This is a genomic window from Streptomyces sp. RLB3-17 (assembly GCF_007113425.2).
In the GTDB taxonomy this organism is placed as follows: domain Bacteria; phylum Actinomycetota; class Actinomycetes; order Streptomycetales; family Streptomycetaceae; genus Streptomyces; species Streptomyces mirabilis_D.
This window is the reverse complement of record NZ_CP041610.2, coordinates 665931-682506: the sequence shown is the minus strand read 5'-3', so window position 1 is coordinate 682506 and position 16576 is coordinate 665931. Positions and strand designations below refer to the sequence as shown.

The following is a 16576-nucleotide window of genomic DNA, read 5'->3' as shown; positions in this document are numbered from 1 at the left end:
CCGCGTGACCACCGCCTATGGCGACATCACCGCCCGCAGCCTCTGAAGGAGCACCCATGCCGCCGCCTCGTGGGCGACGCCAGCAAGCAACGGGTCATCCTCGCCCGCCGTGCCGAAGATCGGTCGCGCCACGAAATTGCTACAGGGGTCGGCGCCCGATCGGCGTCGTCCACGAAACCCTCACCCCGGCCGACAGCTGGGCCTCGGCGAGACCGACGGCTACTGGTCCACGCGTGCAGGTTCGTTGCTACTGGAGCGGCCACGAGTCGCGGCCGGGACCGGCTTGTCTCCTCCTAGGGCCGGCCCTGTGCCTCGCGGTTCCCCCTTGCCTGTGGTGCCGGTGTGACGGAGACGGTTCCCCGGCCGTCGGTCAGCGGGTGTGGCGGCGGACCGCGTCGAGTAGCTGGTCGATGTCGTCGGCGCTGTGGGAGAAGGCGGTGACGAGCCGGACGATCCCCGGTTCCCAGCGGTCGTGGTAGAACACGTAGCCCTCGGAGAGAAGTCCGTCGGTGACCTGCTGGGGCAGGCGGCAGAAGAGGATGTTGGCCTGTGGGGTGGCCAGAAGGCCGGTGCCGGGGATGGACTTGAGGCCGTCGCCGAGGCGGGTGGCCATCGCGTTGGCCTGGCGGGCGTTGCGCAGCCACAGGCCGTCGGTGAGATACGCGTCGATCTGGGCCGCCTGGAAGCGCATCTTGGAGGTGAGCTGGCCGGCGCGCTTGACGCGGAAGGCGAGTTCGGCGGCGAGTGCGGGGTCGAAGGAGACGATCGCGTCGGCGGTCATGGCGCCGTTCTTGGTGGCGCCGAAGGACAGGACGTCGACGCCGGCCTTCCAGGTCATCTCGGCCGGGGTGGCGCCGAGATGGTCCAGGGCGTTGGCGAAGCGCGCGCCGTCCATGTGGACGCGCAGCCCCGCGTCCTTGGCGATGGCGGACAGGCCGCGGATCTCCTCCAGGGTGTAGACGCTGCCGCTCTCGGTGGCCTGGCTGATGCTCACCGCGGACGGCTGCACGCTGTGCACGTCACCGGCCCGTCGGCGCACCGCCACTCGCAGCGCCTCGGGGTCGATCTTGCTGTCGGGGCCTGGCACACCGACGAGCTTGGCGCCGTTGGTGAAGAACTCCGGAGCGCCGCATTCGTCGGTGTTGATGTGGCTGTCCGGGTGGGAGAGCACGCTGCCCCACGGCGGGGTGAGGGCGGCCAGGCTCAGGCCGTTGGCGGCGGACCCGGTGGAGACCGGGAAGACATCGACGTCCCGCTCGAAGATCTCGCCGAGCCTGCGGCGGGCGCTGTCGGTGAAGGGGTCGTTGCCGTACGGCAGGACCTGCCCGGCGGCCGCGTCGGCGACGGCCTGGGCTATCTGCGGGGACGCCCCGGCCATGTTGTCGCTGATGAAGGCACGGCTGGAGGGGGTGATGGCGATGGCGGCGCTCATGAGGCGTCTTCCTTGGTCTCAGGTGCTGATGGGGGAGGCGAAGACGACGGTGATGTCCACTTCCTCCGCGCCGGTGCGGTAGAAGTGCGGGGCGTCCCCCGCGAAGGCGAGCATGTCGCCGGGGCCCAGATCCTGCGGGGCGTCGACGGGGCCGGCGGTGACGTGCCCGGTGGCGATGAGCAGGTGCTCGATCGTGCCGGTGGCGTGCGGGACGCCGGGCAGCTCCGTCTCGGGCGGAATGCGCAGCCGCCAGATCTCCAGGCTGTTGCCGCTGCTGATGCGGCGCAGCAGTTCCCGGGAGACCTCGCCGGGCTCGATGTCCGTGCCCGGTCGGAAGACCGGCCCGGTGTCGGCGTCACGCGCCAGCAGGTCGGCGATCGGGATGCGCAGGGCGATCGCGATCGCATCCAGGGTGTCGATCGTCGGATTGCCGTTGCCGGCCTCCAGCTGCGACAAGGTCGCCTTGCTCAGCCCGGCGCGCCGGGCCATCTCCGCGGCGCTCATGCCGCGCTGCTGGCGGCGCAGGCGGATCTTCGCGCCGACCGCGGCCGCGGTACTGCTGACCGGTCGGCGGCCGGACGGAGGGGGCGTCATCAGCGGCTCCCGTGGGTCGCGGTGCGAGACACACGGATGCGGGCCGGAAGAACCCCGATCGAATGAACCATGCGTTCACTATACCGAACCCATCCGTCGAAGTGAACGCGCTGTTCGATTTAGTGAACCCTTGATGGAGAGGAATGCGCGCCACCGGTGGCTCATACGCAAGACCCGTGTCGGCCGGCCGCTGTGCTGCGGTCGGCCGACACGGGTACCCCTCACGGTTCGGTGCCCTGTCGGCAGGAGCCTGGGAGGTCAGCCCGCCGTGATGCGCAGCCTGATCGTGCGGGCCTCGGGGCGCAGGGCGAACTCGGGCCACACGTCCGGGCCGCACGACCGCGAACCAAGTCCGTGCTGCGCCGCGTCGATGGTCAGACGGCTCGTCGTCGAGGCGGGGAGCTCATACGGATGTCCGGCCCGTGCGAGTTCCTGGGGCGTGTGGCGGCTGAGTGTGAAGCCGGGCCGCCGTCCGTGCGTGTCGGGCAGGGCCTCGACACGGAACACCTCCGCGCCCGTGCTCGTGAGGGTCAGCCGGCGCAGGCCGGACCGGTGTCCGGTCTCCTGGGGACGTGCGTAGTCGACCGAGAGGTCGTCGACGCCGGAGGAGAATCGGCCGGTGCGCGCCGCCCGCAGACTGTCGGGGTACGACTCCGACGGGCCGAGCCCGAACCACTCGGCGCCGTCGACGGGTGCCCCGCCGTCGGGCAGGTCGAAGCGGATGCCGATCCGTGGCCACACCGTGCTCCAGCCCCTCGACGGCTCGATCTCCACCCGGAGTTCGAGTTCGCCGGCTTCGAGCGACCAGACGGACTCCACCATCACGAACAGGGCGGAGTTCGCCGCGGAGACCTTGTCGAGCGTGCGCAGCGCGTCCGCCTTGCCGTGGGCCAGCTCCACCGACACACGACGTGCGGTCAGCCGGTCGAGACCGTCGCGACGCCACAGCTCGGCGTTGGACACTCCCGGGACACTCGCGTCGCTCTCCTCCACACCGTCCGACGGGCTCTCGTCGTTGTCGGTCGGGGCCCGGAACAACTCCAGCCGTGGTCCAGTCACGGCGCGGCCGGCCAGGCTCACGAGGCGGCCGTCCACGAACTCGGCGGCTCCGAGCGTCAGCGTTCCGGTGTCCGGTCGCCAGCCCGTGCGGTGCCGGACGGCGGGCACGGGGATGTGCGGCGAACGGTCCGACTGGACGGTGGCCACCACATGGCCCTGGGGGGCCCAGGGGGAGGCGGTCGCCAGGACCGCGTCGATCGTCAGCCATGTCTCGCCCTCGGGCGCCACCGCGACCGTCGGGAGGGACACCCGACCCGACTCGCCCGCCGCGACCACCGGGACCTCCAGGTCCCCGGCGTCCACGGGCGTTCCGTCGTGCTCGACGCGCCAGCGAAAACGCAGGTCGGAGGTGTCGGCCGAGTGCCGCAGGTTCGTCACCGCGACCTTGTCGCCGTCGAAGACGAAACGGACCGGCTGTACGACCGCCTTGTACTCGTACAGGCTGGGCGTCGGGACGTCGTCGCTCAGCAGCATGCCGTCCATCACGAAGTTGCCGTCGTGCACGACCTCCCCGAAGTCGCCTCCGTAGGCCTGGTACGCAGTGCCGTCCGGCGCCGTGGCCAGGATGCCGTGGTCGCGCCATTCCCAGACGAACCCGCCGTGCAGCCGGGGATGTTCGTGCACCAGCGCCTCGTACTGATCGAGTGCCCCCGGCCCGTTGCCCATGGCGTGGGCGTACTCGCACAGCAGGAACGGCTTGGCCCGCTGCCGGGCGCTCTGCGCGGGGGTGCAGTTCAGCAGCGGCGTGTCCGTGCCGTCCGTGCCGATGCGCTCGGTCTCCGGCACCGACGCGTACATACGGGAGTACACGTCGGTGTACTCGCCGGTGTAGTCGCCCTCGTAGTGCACGGGGCGTTCGGCGTCCCGTGCGTGCACCCAGGCCGACATGGCGGCGAGGTTGCTCCCGGTACCCGACTCGTTGCCGAGCGACCAGATCACGATGCTCGGGTGGTTCTTGTCCCGTTCGACCGTCCGCCGGATGCGGTCGAGGTACGCCTCCCGCCACGCCGGGTCGTCGCTCGGGTTGCCCACCCAGCCGAGCTTCTCGAAGCCGTGGGTCTCCAGGTCGCATTCGAGCACGACCCAGAAGCCGAGTTCGTCGGCGAGGTCGAGCAGGCGTGGATGCGGCGGGTAGTGGCTGGTGCGGATGGCGTTCACGTTGAACCGCTTCATCCGGGCCAGGTCCTCGCGGGCGTGCTCCTCGTCGAAGACCCGGCCGCGCACGGGATGCGCCTCGTGGCGGTTGACCCCGTGGAACACGACACGACGTCCGTTGACCAGGAACCGGCCACCGCGGATCTCGACCGTACGGAAGCCCACGCGCAGCGCGATGCTCTCCGCCGCCGTCGACACGGTGGCGTCGTACAGGCGGGGCCGCTCGGCCGACCAGGGCTCCACCTCGCCGGCGTCGACCGGCGTCACGTCGGCCGCGGTCGCCCAGACCTGCTCGACGCCGAGTTCGGGGATGCGCAGGGTGACCGGGAACGCGGACGCCTCGGCGGTGATCTCCGCCTCGACGCGCCCGCGACCGTCGCGGAACCCGGTCCGCAGCCAGACGTCCTCGATGCCGCCGAGCGGCCGGGCGGTCAGCGTGACGTCGCGGAAGATGCCCGGCAGCCACCACTGGTCCTGGTCCTCGACGTAACTGGCCGCCGACCACTGATGCACCCGTACGGCGACGACGTTGTCGCCCGGACGCACCGCCCGCGTGACGTCGAACTCGTGGACGAGCCGGCTGCCGCCGGCGCTGCCGATGTCGACACCGTTGACCCAGACCCGGAAGAGCGACTCGACACCGTCGAACCGCAGCACGATCCGCTCGGCGTCGGACCAGTCGGCGGGTAGGGCGAAGTGACGCCGGTAGTCGCCGGTGGGGTTCTCGTCCGGGACGTGGGGCGGGTCGATCGGGAACGGGAACTGGATGTTGGTGTAGATCGGCCGACCGTGGGCTCCATCGCCCTCCAGCACCCAGTGGGACGGCACCGGGATGCTCTCCCAGGCGTCGTCGTCGAATTCTTCGGCCGCGAAGTCCTGTACCACCGACGCCGTGGGCGAGAGCCGGAAACGCCAGGCTCCGTTCAGCGAGAGCGAGGGAGCGTCGGAGTGCAGCCACGAGCGCGCCGGGCGTAGCGCACCGCGCCCGGGTGTGGGGTCCGAAACGTACGCGGAAAGCTCGGAGGGCAAGAGGTCACAACTTTCTTGGTGGCAGCGGGGAGATTCTTCGAGGGCTAGCGGAGGACCACGGTGCGGATCTCCCAGGGGCCGAGGGCGAGTTCGAGGCCGTCGCCGGACGGTTCCGCTTCCGCGGAGAGCGGTCTGCCGAGCAGGTCGACCGTCGTCGCCTCGGTGAACGAGCCCGTCACCCGGACGACCGAGCCGGTGTCGCTCATGGCGGCCAGCCGCACCTCGGTTCCGGACCCGCGCTCCTCGTCGGTGACGCGGCGGACGCTGGAGACGAGGACGTCCCTGCCGTCGACCCGGAGCCCGGTCGCGTCGTCCGGCAGGTCGCCTCCGCCGGGCGCGGTGCCACGGGTGACGAGCACGTCGCCCCGGAACTCCTCGGCGAGGGCGACCGCGTCGGCCCCCTGCCAGCCGGTCGAGGAGGGCAGCACGGCGAAGCGGTTCGCGATCCGCATGCCGAGGTCCTGCGCACCCGGCGCGGGGATCTCGCTCGCCGCGGGCTCGTCGCGCAGGGGGTGGATGTTGACGCTGATCGAGCCGATCGCGCGCAGCAGGGTGACGGCCAGTTCCGTGCCGCCGTCGACGAGTTCGTACTCGCTGGAGTGGTCGAGCAGCACGGTCGCCGGTCCGGCCGACACGAACGAGCCCGCCGGGAAGGTCGGGAGCGGGTACTCGCCCCAGCCGCCCTCGGCGGTGAGCCCGCGCTCGGTCACGGCGAACTGACCGGCGGCTGCGGAGACGGTCACCGGCTCGGGCAGCGGCACGTGGAGACGCAGCCGGTGGTCGGCGGACTGGTTCAGGAACGACGTGGAGACCCGGACGAACGGCTCGCCCGCGCGCACCTCCACGAGCGTGTCCACCGGAGTCGCCACGGTCCGCTCGGCGCGCAGATCGCGGTCGTCGCAGAGCGCGGCGGGCCACGCGTAGACGCGGGTGATCCGCAGCCGGGAGCGCAGCGGACCCTCTTCGAGGACGTCGACGGTCGTCTCCACCGGCTCCGACACGAGTACGTCCCGTGCCGGGGGCGCGTAGTTGTAGCTGTCGCCGCGGTCACCGCCGTCGACGAGGCGGCCGACGCCGCTCAGGACGGTGCCGTCGGCGCCGGTCACGGTCAGGGTGCCGTCCGCGGCGACCTCGACGTCGACCAGGCCGTTGGACACTCCGCGAGGTGTCGCCGTGGCATCCGCGAGGGTGGCCGACGGGGCGGACGGGCGCTCGCTCGGCGCGACCCGGAAGCTCGCCAGCCCGGAGGCCGGCACGTGCACGGGCACCAGCGCGGTCGCCCGCGCCTCCTCCACCGTCAGCACCCGCCACTCGCCCGGGTGCGCGGCGGCCGCCTCGGCGACCTCGCGGCGCAGGATCAGCAGGTCGAACGGTCCGCTGGTGGGCACCTCGGCGAGGTGGAAGACGAGCGAGTTCGGGGTGAGTTCGTAGTGGTCGATCAGCCGGCCGAACAGCTCGCGGCGGTGGATACGGCGCAGGACGCGTTCGAGCCGGGAGGCGTCCATGCGCTCGTCGCTCAGCACGGTCGGGGCCTGCGAGATCAGCTGCACGGAGTGCGTGGAGCCGTCGGCGGCGGTCGCGACAAGACCGGCTCCCGCAGGTGGCGCCACGACGTCCACCTCGACCAGCGCCGTACGGGCGAACGGCAGTGGGTTGGCGACGAGATGAGCGTCGCTCGGCACCCGGGCGGCGGGCTCGGCGAGCGCGGCGTCCCGCACGGCACGCGCGGTCTGCGTGGCCTCGGCCAGGCGGGCGTCGACCTGGTCGCACGTCTCGTCGGTGCCCGAGCCGACGACCGAGTCGTGCGCCGTCGACTCGATGATCTTGTGCCAGGCGAGTGACAGGAACGGCGTGTCGTCCCGCCGGGACCACAGGGCGTTCACGCGCTCGGCGTGGTCGACGGTGCGTTCGGCGACGGCCATCCGCTGCTTGAGCCCGAGCCGGACGGAGAGCACGCCGGGCAGGATGTTGCCGCGGACATGGCTGCGCAGCTCGCCGGTGACGACGGCGGACACCTCGTCCCGCAGGTGCTCGCGGATGTACTCGTCGAGGGTCGCGATCGTGATGGCGCGCTCCTCGCCGGAAGCGCGCCGCAGCCAGTCCGCGAGCCGCGGGTCGGGCGCGTTGTGGTCGGTGCCGGCCATCGCGAGCACCGGGTCGCCGCCCCATCGCTCGGCCGTCATCCGCGCGTAGTCGTCGAGCGCGCGGCCGATCCGGTCGGGCACCAGCAGGACGTCGAGGCCGTTGTCGTAGCCGTCGAAGAGGAACTCGGTGCGCACCTCGGAGCCGTCCGGCGCGCGCCAGCGGAAGGCGTGGCCGTCGACGGAGCCGGGCACACCGCGCCACAGCGCCGCGTGCTCGATCCCGGCGCGGGCGAGGATCTGCGGCATCTGCGCGATGTGGCCGAACATGTCCGGCAGATACCCGACGGGCATCGCACCGCCCAGGCGCTCCGCCGCGTCCCAGCCCATCCGGAGGTTGCGCACGATCGTCTCGCCCGAGCAGAGGAACTCGTCGAGCAGGATCAGCCACGGTCCGATGGCGAGCCGGCCCTCGCGCACCAGCGCCACGAGGCGGTCGCGGTTCTCCGGCCGCATCTCCAGGTAGTCCTCGACCGCGGCCATCTGCCCGTCGACGGTGAACCGGAAGTCCGGGTTCGCCTCGGCCGTCTCCAGCACGGTGTCCAGGGCGGTGACGAGCCGGTGCCGGAACACCTGGAACGGCTCGTACCACTCCCGGTCCCAGTGGAAATGGGGCACGAAGACGGCGGAGTTCTGCATGGCGAGGGGGACCTTCTGTGCGGACGTGCGGGGGAGAGCGGTCACTTGAGGGAACCGGCGGCGAGCCCGGTGCGCCAGAACCGCTGGAGGAGGATGAACACGATGATCACGGGCACGATCGACACCAGCGAGCCGGTGATCACGGACTCCTGGAGCAGCGGGGCCCGGGCGGTCTGGCCGTTCCACTCGTACAGGCCGAGCGTGATCGGGAACAGTGACTCCTTCTGGAGCATCACCATCGGCAGGAAGAAGTTGTTCCAGATGGCCACGAACTGGAACAGGAAGATGGTCACCAGGGCCGGCGTCATCAGCCTGGACGACACCGAGAAGAACGTGCGGAACTCGCCCGCGCCGTCCAGCCGCGCCGACTCGATCAGCTCCTGCGGGACGGCGGCGTTGGCGAAGATGCGCGCCAGATAGACACCGAACGGGCTGACGATGCTGGGCAGGAACACCGCGAGGTAGGTGTTGACGATCCCGGTCGCCGAGAAGAGCAGGAACAGCGGCAGGGCCAGCGCGGTGGTCGGGACGAGGACACCGCCGAGCACGACGGAGAAGAGGAACTCCCTGCCGCGGAAGCGGAACTTGGCCAGCGCGTAGCCGCACAGGGCCGAGATCAGGGTGCCCACGGCCGCGCCCAGCACCGCGTAGATGACGGTGTTGACGGCCCACCGCCCGAAGATGCCGTCGCTGCGGGTGAACAGGATGCGCAGGTTCTCGAACAGGTTGAAGTGCGAGAACGCCAGCCCGTTGGTGGTGGCGAGCTCACCCTGCGGCTTCGTCGCCGCGACGACCAGGAAGTAGACCGGCAACAGGAAGTAGACGGCCAGGAGGAACATCAGGGCCATGACGGCCGTACGGCTGCCCCGGCTCTCGCGGATCGTGGATGGGTTGCTCACAGTCCCGCCTTCTTCGAGGTGAGTCGCATGAACCCGAAGCTCAAGACGAAGGTGATGACGGCGATGACCACCGAAATGGCCGCGGCCTGCTGGTAGTTGTTCCCGGAGGCCACCGCGTACGCCAGCATGTTCGGGGTGAACGTGCTGGAGATGTTCGAGGAGATCTGGCGCAGCACGGCCGGCTCGGCGTAGAGCTGGAGTGTGCCGATGATCGAGAACACCGTCGTCAGGACGATCGACGGCGCGATGATCGGGACCTTGATCCGCCACGCGATCGTCCAGTTGGTCGCGCCGTCGATCTTGGCGGCCTCGTAGAGCTCCTGCGGGATCGACTGGAGCGCCGAGTACATGATCAGCATGTTGTAGCCGGTCCAGAGCCAGGTGGAGACGTTCGCCGCCGACCACAGCACGGCGCCCGGACCGAGGAAGTCGGGGTGCAGACCGATGCGCTGGAACAGGTCGACGACGGGGCTGAGTTGCGGCGAGTACAGGTACGACCACATGATCGCGGCGATGACCCCGGGCACGGCGTACGGCATGAACGCGGTGATGCGGAAGAACGCCTTGAGCTTCAGCAGGGGTGTGTCGAGCAGCAGCGCCATGACCAGCGCGACGAACAGCATGACGGGCACCTGCACGATGCCGAACAGCCCGATGCGGCCGATGCTGTTCCAGAACTCGCTGTTCTGGAACACCTGTGTGTACTGGTCGAATCCACCGAAAGTCGTGTACGAGGTCCCGTACTGGCCTCCGGTGCGGCGCACGACACGGAAGCTCTGCCAGAGCGCGTAGCCGACGGGCACCAGGTAGAACAGCACGAACGGCAGGAAGAACGGGGTGAGGAACGCGATGACGGTGCCCGCCCGGGGGCCGCCGCCTGGACGGCGGCGGCCACCTGACGTCACCGCGCGGGGTGCGATGTGGGTCATCTGACCCCTCCGTGGATACTCCGCCCTTCAGGGGCGGAGAGGAATCGGACTCCTGCGGAGCAGGGCAGGGAAAGACGATCCGCCGCCAGGGCGGATCGTCGTTCGCGGCCGATTACCCGCAGATAGCGACGAGTTGATGCGATAGTTTGTGAGTTGTGACCACTCACGTGAAGCGGGCGTTCAAGTACCGCTTCTGTCCGACGGATGCGCAGGCAGCGGAGCTGTCGCGCACGTTCGGGTGCGTGCGGAAGGTCTATAACCTGGCGCTCGCCGCGCGGACGGAGGCGTGGGTGACCCGTCAGGAGCGGGTCACCTACAACGCCACCTCCGCGATGCTGACGGCGTGGAAGAAGACCGGGGAACTGGCTTACCTGAACGAGGTCTCCTCGGTGCCGCTCCAGCAGGCGCTGCGGCACCTGCAGACGGCGTTCACTCATTTCTTCGGCAAGCGGGCGAAGTACCCGCGGTTCAAGTCGCGCAAGAAGTCCCGCAAGTCGGCTGAGTACACCTCCAGTGCGTTCCGCTTCCGTGACGGGAAACTGACACTGGCGAAGATGACCGAGCCGCTGGACATCGTGTGGTCGCGCCCGCTGCCCGAGGGCACGAGCCCGTCCACCGTGACGGTCTCGCAGGACGCGGCGGGACGCTGGTTCGTCTCCCTGCTGTGCGAGGACCCGTCCGTCAAGCCGCTCCCGGCCACCGGTCAGGCCGTCGGTGTCGATGTCGGACTGGACCATCTGCTGACCCTCTCCACCGGGGAGAAGATCGCCAACCCCCGGCACGAGCGCCGGGACCGTGCCGCTCTGGCCAAGCAGCAGCGTCGTCTTGCGAAGAAGGAGAAGGGCTCGGCGAACCGGGCCAGGGCCCGGCTGAAGGTCGCGAAGATCCACGCCCGGATCGCTGACCGGCGCCGCGACACGCTGCACAAGCTGACCACTCGGCTCGTTCGTGAAAACCAAACGATCGTGATCGAGGACCTGACCGTACGCAACATGGTCAAGAACCACCGGCTCGCCCGCGCCATCAGCGACGCGGCATGGAGCGAGTTCAGGAGCATGCTGGAGTACAAAGCCCAGTGGTACGGCCGCGAGGTGATCGCGGTGGACCGGTGGTTCCCCTCCTCCAGGCTGTGCTCCGTCTGCGGCACCCTGCGGGACACGATGCCGCTGAACATCCGCACCTGGACGTGCGACTGCGGCGTGACCCACGACCGGGACGTGAACGCGGCGCACAATCTTCTGGCCGCCGGGCTGGCGGTGACAGTCTGTGGAGCTGGTGTAAGATCTCAACGGAGTACTCCGGACGGGCAGTCGGCAACGAAGCAGAAACCCTCACGGCGCGAGCCGTAAGAATCCCCCTTCCTTCAGGAAGGGGAGAAGTCAATCCGAGGTCACTTGCCCGCCGTGGCCGGGATCGCCTGGGCCTTCATCGACTTCAGGGCGGCGGCCTGGGCGGCCGAGAGCGCGTCGGTCAGCGTGCCGTCACCGGCCGCGGCCTTGGCCATCGCGTCCTGGAGTGCCAGGTTCACCGTCTTCTGGGTGGGGCCCCAGGCGAAGTTGGTGTCGATCTTCCTGGACGAGTCGGCGAAGACGTCGAAGATCTTCTCGTTGTTGTAGTACGGCACACCCTTCGACAGCGCGGGCAGCTTGAGCCCCGCGTCGGCCGCCGGGTAGAGGCCGCCCAACTGGTTCTCCAGTGCCAGCGCCTCCGGGTCGGAGTTCAGCCAGGTGTTGAACTTGACCGACTCGTAGAGGTGCGTGCTGCCCTTCATGAACGCGACGGTCGAGCCGCCCCAGTCACCGGAGGCGCCGTTCGCGCCCCACGTCGGCATCGGTACGATCGACCACTTGCCGGACTGCTTGGGCAGGTTGTCGCGGAACATGCTGTAGCCCCAGGCGGCACCGACGTAGCTGGCGATCTGGTCCTTCTGGTACGCGGCGTACATCTGCGTCGAACCGTTGGCGAGGTCGGTGCGCACGAGCTTGCCGGCGATCAGCTTCTGCCAGTAGTCGCCGACCTGCTTGCTCTGGTCCGACGCGACGGTGACGTGCCACTTGTCGCCGGAGTAGCTGTACATCTGGGCGCTGTTCTGCCAGAGGAGCCCGTTGAACCACTCGGCGTTGTTCGGGTCGAAGAACGTGATGTCGAGGCTGGGGTCCGCCTTGTGCAGCTTCTGCGCCGCCGCCGCGTACTCGTCCCAGGTCGTGGGGATCGCGATGCCGTACTTCTTGAAGATGTCACTGCGCACGTACAGGGCCATCGGACCGGTGTCCTGCGGGAGCGCGAAGACACCCGTGCCGCCGAAGCTGGTCTGCGACCAGGTCCACGGCACGAACTTCGACTTGGCCGCGGTGGCCGCCGAGCACGCCGAGGCGTCCACGAAGGCGTTCTGGGTGCGCAGGGCGGGGAGCTCGTCGTAGCCCACCTGAGCGAGGTCCGGCGCCTTGCCCGCCTTGAGGGCGTTGCCGAGGGTGCCGTACTGGTCGTTGGAGATGTTCTTCGTCTGGACCTGGATGTCCGGGTTCTTCTTGTTCCACAGGTCCACGACCTTGTCCATGCCCGGAACGGTGTTCCAGTACTGGAGGGTGACCTTCCCCTTGGCGGGGGTGCAGGAGGCCGCGGACGCCTTGTCCGACGGAGCGGACGACGAGCAACCGGCGAGGGCGACGAGAGTGGCTGCCGCGGAGACGGCGGCGAGACGGGTGCGCGTGACTGTCTTGCTCATGTTTTCCGTTCCAGAGAACGACTAGCGGCGGCGCTAGGCGGGTCGACGTTGACAGCTCAGGCGGGGATGCCTTCTGGTTGGGATAGGATTCGTGAGCGTTCACGTGAACGTTCACGGGAGCGCTCACGGGGGCGTGACATGAAGTGATTCGGAGTTTGCGCCGCGGCACGGCCGAGTGTCAAGACTCTCGAGTCGTCCACGGGTCCGGCAGGTTAAGGAGAGCTCACATGACGCCGCTGACCACCGGTGATGGCCTGGCGCCACCGACGAAGGCCTCACCACGGCCGTGATCGTCGAGCACCCGCGCACAAGGTCGCACCACGGCTTCGGCCCGGTGCATACTCAGTGTCCCTACGGCGCGCCCGCGTCGACACAGGTACGGAGGTAGTGATGGCGTCGTCGGGGACCGGACCCCGCAGAGTGACGATCAACGATGTGGCCCGGACCGCAGGAGTGTCCCGGCAGACGGTGTCACGGGCGCTCAACGACAAGGGCGAGATCGACGTCACCACCAAGCAGCGCGTCCTCGACGCGGCGCTCGCGCTGGGGTACCGCCCCAGCAGGTTCGCCAGAGGGCTCGTACGACAGGACACCATCAGCGTCGGGCTGGTGATCCCCGACCTGCTCAACCCGTTCTTCACCGAGGTCGCCGCGGCCGCCCTGGACGCGGCGCGGTCCCGTGGCTGGCATGTCGTCGTGTACGACACGGGTGACCGCATCGAGGAGGAACGCGGCACACTCCAGGTGATCGCCTCCCAGGTGGACGCCGTGGTCGGCTATCTGAGCCAGCCCGAGGACGAGATCGACAAACTGGCACGCGGACTGCCCGTGGTGCTCATCGACCGGGAGCACCGTACCGAACGGTTCAGTTCCATCCGGATCGACGGCGAGAAGGGCGTCCGCGCGGCCATCGCGCACCTCGTCGAGTCCGGACACCGACACATCGGCATGCTCGACCACGCGGGCCGCTCCGAGCCCAGCATCCGCCACGCCTGGTTCGCCGACGCGATGGCCGCCTGCGGGCTCGACGCCGGCCCGGTGAGCCGCGCCGACCAGAGCGTGGAGGGCGGGGAGAGCGCGCTGAAGGACCTGCTCGCCGAACACCCTGACGTGACAGCCGTGTTCGCCTTCAACGACATCGTCGCCATAGGTGCGCTGCGCGGAGCGCGCCGGCTCGGACGCGAGGTTCCTCGCGACCTCGCGGTGATCGGCTTCGACGGCCTCCAACTGGGGGCGCTCGTCGAGCCGCCGCTGTCCACCGTGGCCCTGGACACGCGGGCGCTCGGCGCTCTCGTCGTGGAACAGACGGCGCGGCTGCTGACCGGCGAGGATCCGCTCGGCCATGACGAACTGGTGGTGGGGGCGGAGCTCAGGCTGCGTGAGTCCGCGTAGGCCGCGTTCGCGGAGCCGCTCGCACGGTTTGCCCCGCGTCGGGATGCTCACGCAGCGGGGCGGGACGGTGTGGACGGCCGGGGGTGGGACTGGCCTGTCCGGCCGAGGGAGGGACTGGCCGCCCGTCCGGCCGACGGTGCCCGTCCGTAGTCGGCTCCGTGGCGGTGACCAGCGCCCTCCCGGTGGACCCTAGGCGTTGATGTCGAGCGCCGTGCCGTACAACCGGTCCACCTTCAACCGGATGACCAGCCGACGCTCGTCGATCAACTGCCGCAGGAACGCGGCTTCGTCCGCCGGCTTCGAGTCCTTCGGGACCATCCCGAGGAGTTCCCGCCCGACCGCGTCACCGGGAACCGTCGTGATCTCGGAGACGGATGCCGTGCCCTCGGCGACGGCGAACGACCACACATCGCCGCCGTGCACATGCAGCGCGGCATGCGGGTCGCGCCGCAGGTGCTCGACCTTGCCGCGGTCGGCCGTCGTCGAGAACCGCAGGATGCGGGCTTCGGCGTCCCAGCTGTAGAGCATGGTGGTCAGGTGGGGATGGCCGGTGCGCCTGACCGTGGCGAGGGTGCCGAACTGCTGCTTGCCGAGCAGCTGGGAGAGGGCTTCGTCGGACAGGGGGCGCGGTGCGGGACCTTGAGTCATGATGTGAGCAACATCCGCTGCGCGCCCGGCATTTCTTGCGTACCGTCAGTCCGAAGTCGCCACCGGTACGGCGACGGTGCCGCTGACCGGCCGCACCGACCCGCCGGTGCTTGCGAGGGAGCTCCCGGAGCGCATGGCTCGCTTCGGCGTAACCCCTCTTTCCGGCCGGCCTCGGGCGTGGGCCCGGCCGCCCGAGTCCAGGCTCCCGGACTTCTTGCGCAGTGATCCAGGCTTCAGCCTGGGGGTGAAGCACATCCTGTGGCTGCGACGCGGAGCGTTGCGGTGCCGGGCGGGGTGGGCGCGGAGCGCCCGCAGGGCTGCCCGGCGGAGCCGGGGAATGCTTCGTCCGGGCCGGTGTTGCCCGTATGCCAGCAGTGCAGAGGTGTTCCGGCGTGGCTGGGTTCGGCTGATCGGGTCGGGGTTGTCGGTGGTGGGTGTTAGCGTCCGGATCATGCAGCTTCGGTATGCCTTCCGCCTCGACCCGGGGCCCGGTCAGCGCGTTGCGCTGGCGCGGGCGTTCGGGTGCGCGCGGGTGGTGTACAACGACGCGGTTGCCGCCCGGGAGCGGGCCCGGCGGGAGGGTGCTGCGTTTCCGAGTGCGGGCGTGCTGTCGAGGACGCTGATCACCGAGGCGAAGCAGAGCCCCGGGCGACAGTGGCTGTCCGAGGTGTCGGCAGTCATCCTGCAGCAGGCGCTGCGGGACGTGGAGCGCGCCTACACCAACTTCTTCTCGTCTCTGAAAGGATCCCGCCCGGGGGTACGGGTGGGGGCGCCGCGCTTCAGGTCGAAGCGGGACGCCCGCCAGGCGATCCGGTTCACCGCGAATGCCCGCTGGAAGATCACCGAGGCGGGGCGGCTGCTTCTGCCGAAGATCGGCGAGGTGAAGGTGCGCTGGTCGCGCAGGCTCCCGTCGGTCCCGTCGAGCGTGACGGTGATCCGGGACGCAGCGGGGCGATTCTTCGCTTCCTTCGTCGTGGAGACCGACCCGGACGCCGACCTGGCGCGGATGCCGGGTGCCGATGGTCTGCCGTCTGTGGGGATCGACTTGGGTCTGACTCATTTCGCGGTCCTGTCGGACGGGACGAAGATCGACTCTCCGCGGTTTCTGCGCCGGGCGGAGAAGAAGCTGAAGAAGGCTCAGCGGGAGTTGTCCCGCAAGCAGAAGCGGTCGAAGAACCGAGAGAAGGCCCGCTTGAAGGTGGCCCGCGCACATGCGCAGGTCGCCGATGCCCGCCGCGAGTTCCACCACCAGCTCTCCACCCAGTTGATCCGCGAAAGCCAAGCAGTCGCGGTGGAGGACCTGGCGGTGAAAGCCCTCGCGCGCACACGGCTCGGCAAATCCGTGCACGACGCCGGCTGGGCGCAGTTCCTCGCGATGCTGGAGTACAAGGCACAGCGGTACGCCCGCGTCTTTGTGAAGGTCGGCCGGTTCGAGCCCACCAGCCAGGTGTGCTCGGTCTGCGGAGTCAAGGACGGGCCCAAACCCCTGCACGTGCGTACCTGGACGTGCACGCACTGCGGCACGGTCCACGACCGGGACCGCAACGCCGCCAAGAACGTCAAACAGGCCGCCGGACTGGCGGTGACAGCCTGTCGAGCGCAGGTAAGACCGGGACTCGTTCCGGCGCAGCGCGAAGAAGCAGGAAGCCACGGAATCCACACCGGAACTCGTGCCGCGCAGCGGCACAGCACCCGGTGAGGAAGGCCAGAATCTCCCTGCTTCAGCAGGGAGAGCAAGTCAAGTGGGTGAGTACTGCACCTCGCTCGACATGGCCGGCGTCTCCGTCACACTGGTCCGGCTGGACGACGAGATCTCCGAGCTGCTCGCCGCCCCCGCCGAGATCCCGATCCGCGTGTTCTGAGGGAGCGACAACACTCGTCGCCCGGAGGGCCGGGGGCCGACCTCCCGCCTCAGCAGGTCAAGACGTTCGGCC

The 16576-nt window shown here is 69.6% G+C and carries 12 protein-coding genes; 4 read left to right on the top strand and 8 right to left on the bottom strand.

The genetic code is table 11. The features are described from left to right. Positions 1 to 370: 370 nt before the first annotated feature. From FNV62_RS03345 to FNV62_RS03320, 6 genes are all read right to left on the bottom strand, one after another. Positions 371 to 1432: a threonine aldolase family protein gene (locus tag FNV62_RS03345; protein ID WP_144314636.1), complete on the bottom strand. Its 1062-nt coding sequence runs from the start codon at positions 1430 to 1432 to the stop codon at positions 371 to 373. 18 nt (positions 1433 to 1450) lie between these two features. Further along, positions 1451 to 2026, bottom strand: coding sequence for a helix-turn-helix domain-containing protein (locus FNV62_RS03340; RefSeq protein ID WP_143599858.1), 576 nt, complete (start codon positions 2024 to 2026; stop codon positions 1451 to 1453). A 258-nt stretch (positions 2027 to 2284) separates the two neighbouring features. Continuing rightward, complete coding sequence (locus tag FNV62_RS03335; protein WP_144314635.1) at positions 2285 to 5269, bottom strand: glycoside hydrolase family 2 TIM barrel-domain containing protein; 2985 nt, start codon at positions 5267 to 5269, stop codon at positions 2285 to 2287. Between the two features lie 44 nt (positions 5270 to 5313). Continuing rightward, the gene (locus FNV62_RS03330) at positions 5314 to 8049 is read right to left on the bottom strand and encodes an alpha-mannosidase (protein ID WP_144316399.1); all 2736 of its coding nucleotides are present in this window, start codon (positions 8047 to 8049) and stop codon (positions 5314 to 5316) included. A gap of 41 nt (positions 8050 to 8090) precedes the next feature. Further along, positions 8091 to 8897, bottom strand: a complete 807-nt coding sequence (locus FNV62_RS03325) for a carbohydrate ABC transporter permease (RefSeq protein ID WP_225900799.1) — start codon at positions 8895 to 8897, stop codon at positions 8091 to 8093. Between the two features lie 47 nt (positions 8898 to 8944). After that, complete coding sequence (locus FNV62_RS03320) at positions 8945 to 9877, bottom strand: carbohydrate ABC transporter permease (RefSeq protein WP_060900113.1); 933 nt, start codon at positions 9875 to 9877, stop codon at positions 8945 to 8947. 155 nt (positions 9878 to 10032) lie between these two features. Here FNV62_RS03320 and FNV62_RS03315 point away from each other — a divergent pair, with 155 nt between their 5' ends. Continuing rightward, a complete protein-coding gene (locus FNV62_RS03315) occupies positions 10033 to 11226 on the top strand; it encodes an RNA-guided endonuclease InsQ/TnpB family protein (protein WP_144314634.1) in 1194 nt (397 codons plus the stop codon). A gap of 41 nt (positions 11227 to 11267) precedes the next feature. On the opposite strand, the gene FNV62_RS03310 is transcribed toward FNV62_RS03315, so the two are convergent. Further along, complete coding sequence (locus FNV62_RS03310; RefSeq protein ID WP_144314633.1) at positions 11268 to 12602, bottom strand: ABC transporter substrate-binding protein; 1335 nt, start codon at positions 12600 to 12602, stop codon at positions 11268 to 11270. Between the two features lie 390 nt (positions 12603 to 12992). On the opposite strand from FNV62_RS03310, the gene FNV62_RS03305 reads away from it, so the two are divergent. Then, positions 12993 to 13994: a LacI family DNA-binding transcriptional regulator gene (locus tag FNV62_RS03305; protein WP_054235783.1), complete on the top strand. Its 1002-nt coding sequence runs from the start codon at positions 12993 to 12995 to the stop codon at positions 13992 to 13994. 189 nt (positions 13995 to 14183) lie between these two features. Here FNV62_RS03305 and FNV62_RS03300 read toward each other — a convergent pair whose 3' ends face one another. After that, positions 14184 to 14642, bottom strand: a complete 459-nt coding sequence (locus FNV62_RS03300) for a pyridoxamine 5'-phosphate oxidase family protein (protein WP_144314632.1) — start codon at positions 14640 to 14642, stop codon at positions 14184 to 14186. Positions 14643 to 15093: 451 nt separating this feature from the next. Between FNV62_RS03300 and FNV62_RS03295 the strand changes: the two genes are divergently transcribed. Both FNV62_RS03295 and FNV62_RS56945 read left to right on the top strand, forming a co-directional pair. Beyond that, on the top strand, positions 15094 to 16341 hold the full coding sequence (locus FNV62_RS03295; protein ID WP_144314631.1) for an RNA-guided endonuclease InsQ/TnpB family protein: 1248 nt from the start codon (positions 15094 to 15096) through the stop codon (positions 16339 to 16341). Between the two features lie 43 nt (positions 16342 to 16384). Beyond that, positions 16385 to 16504, top strand: a complete 120-nt coding sequence (locus tag FNV62_RS56945) for a dihydroxyacetone kinase subunit DhaK (protein ID WP_240361126.1) — start codon at positions 16385 to 16387, stop codon at positions 16502 to 16504. Positions 16505 to 16576 lie beyond the last annotated feature (72 nt).

Bases quoted from the DNA above. Each gene is read 5' to 3' on its own strand.
- FNV62_RS03300 (WP_144314632.1), bottom strand. From the start codon at position 14,642: ATGACTCAAGGTCCCGCACCGCGCCCCCTGTCCGACGAAGCCCTCTCC.
- FNV62_RS03305 (WP_054235783.1), top strand. From the start codon at position 12,993: ATGGCGTCGTCGGGGACCGGACCCCGCAGAGTGACGATCAACGATGTG.
- FNV62_RS03295 (WP_144314631.1), top strand. From the start codon at position 15,094: ATGCAGCTTCGGTATGCCTTCCGCCTCGACCCGGGGCCCGGTCAGCGC.
- FNV62_RS03310 (WP_144314633.1), bottom strand. From the start codon at position 12,602: ATGAGCAAGACAGTCACGCGCACCCGTCTCGCCGCCGTCTCCGCGGCA.
- FNV62_RS03340 (WP_143599858.1), bottom strand. From the start codon at position 2,026: ATGACGCCCCCTCCGTCCGGCCGCCGACCGGTCAGCAGTACCGCGGCC.
- FNV62_RS03325 (WP_225900799.1), bottom strand. From the start codon at position 8,897: ATGGCCCTGATGTTCCTCCTGGCCGTCTACTTCCTGTTGCCGGTCTAC.
- FNV62_RS03330 (WP_144316399.1), bottom strand. From the start codon at position 8,049: ATGCAGAACTCCGCCGTCTTCGTGCCCCATTTCCACTGGGACCGGGAG.
- FNV62_RS03345 (WP_144314636.1), bottom strand. From the start codon at position 1,432: ATGAGCGCCGCCATCGCCATCACCCCCTCCAGCCGTGCCTTCATCAGC.
- FNV62_RS03320 (WP_060900113.1), bottom strand. From the start codon at position 9,877: ATGACCCACATCGCACCCCGCGCGGTGACGTCAGGTGGCCGCCGCCGT.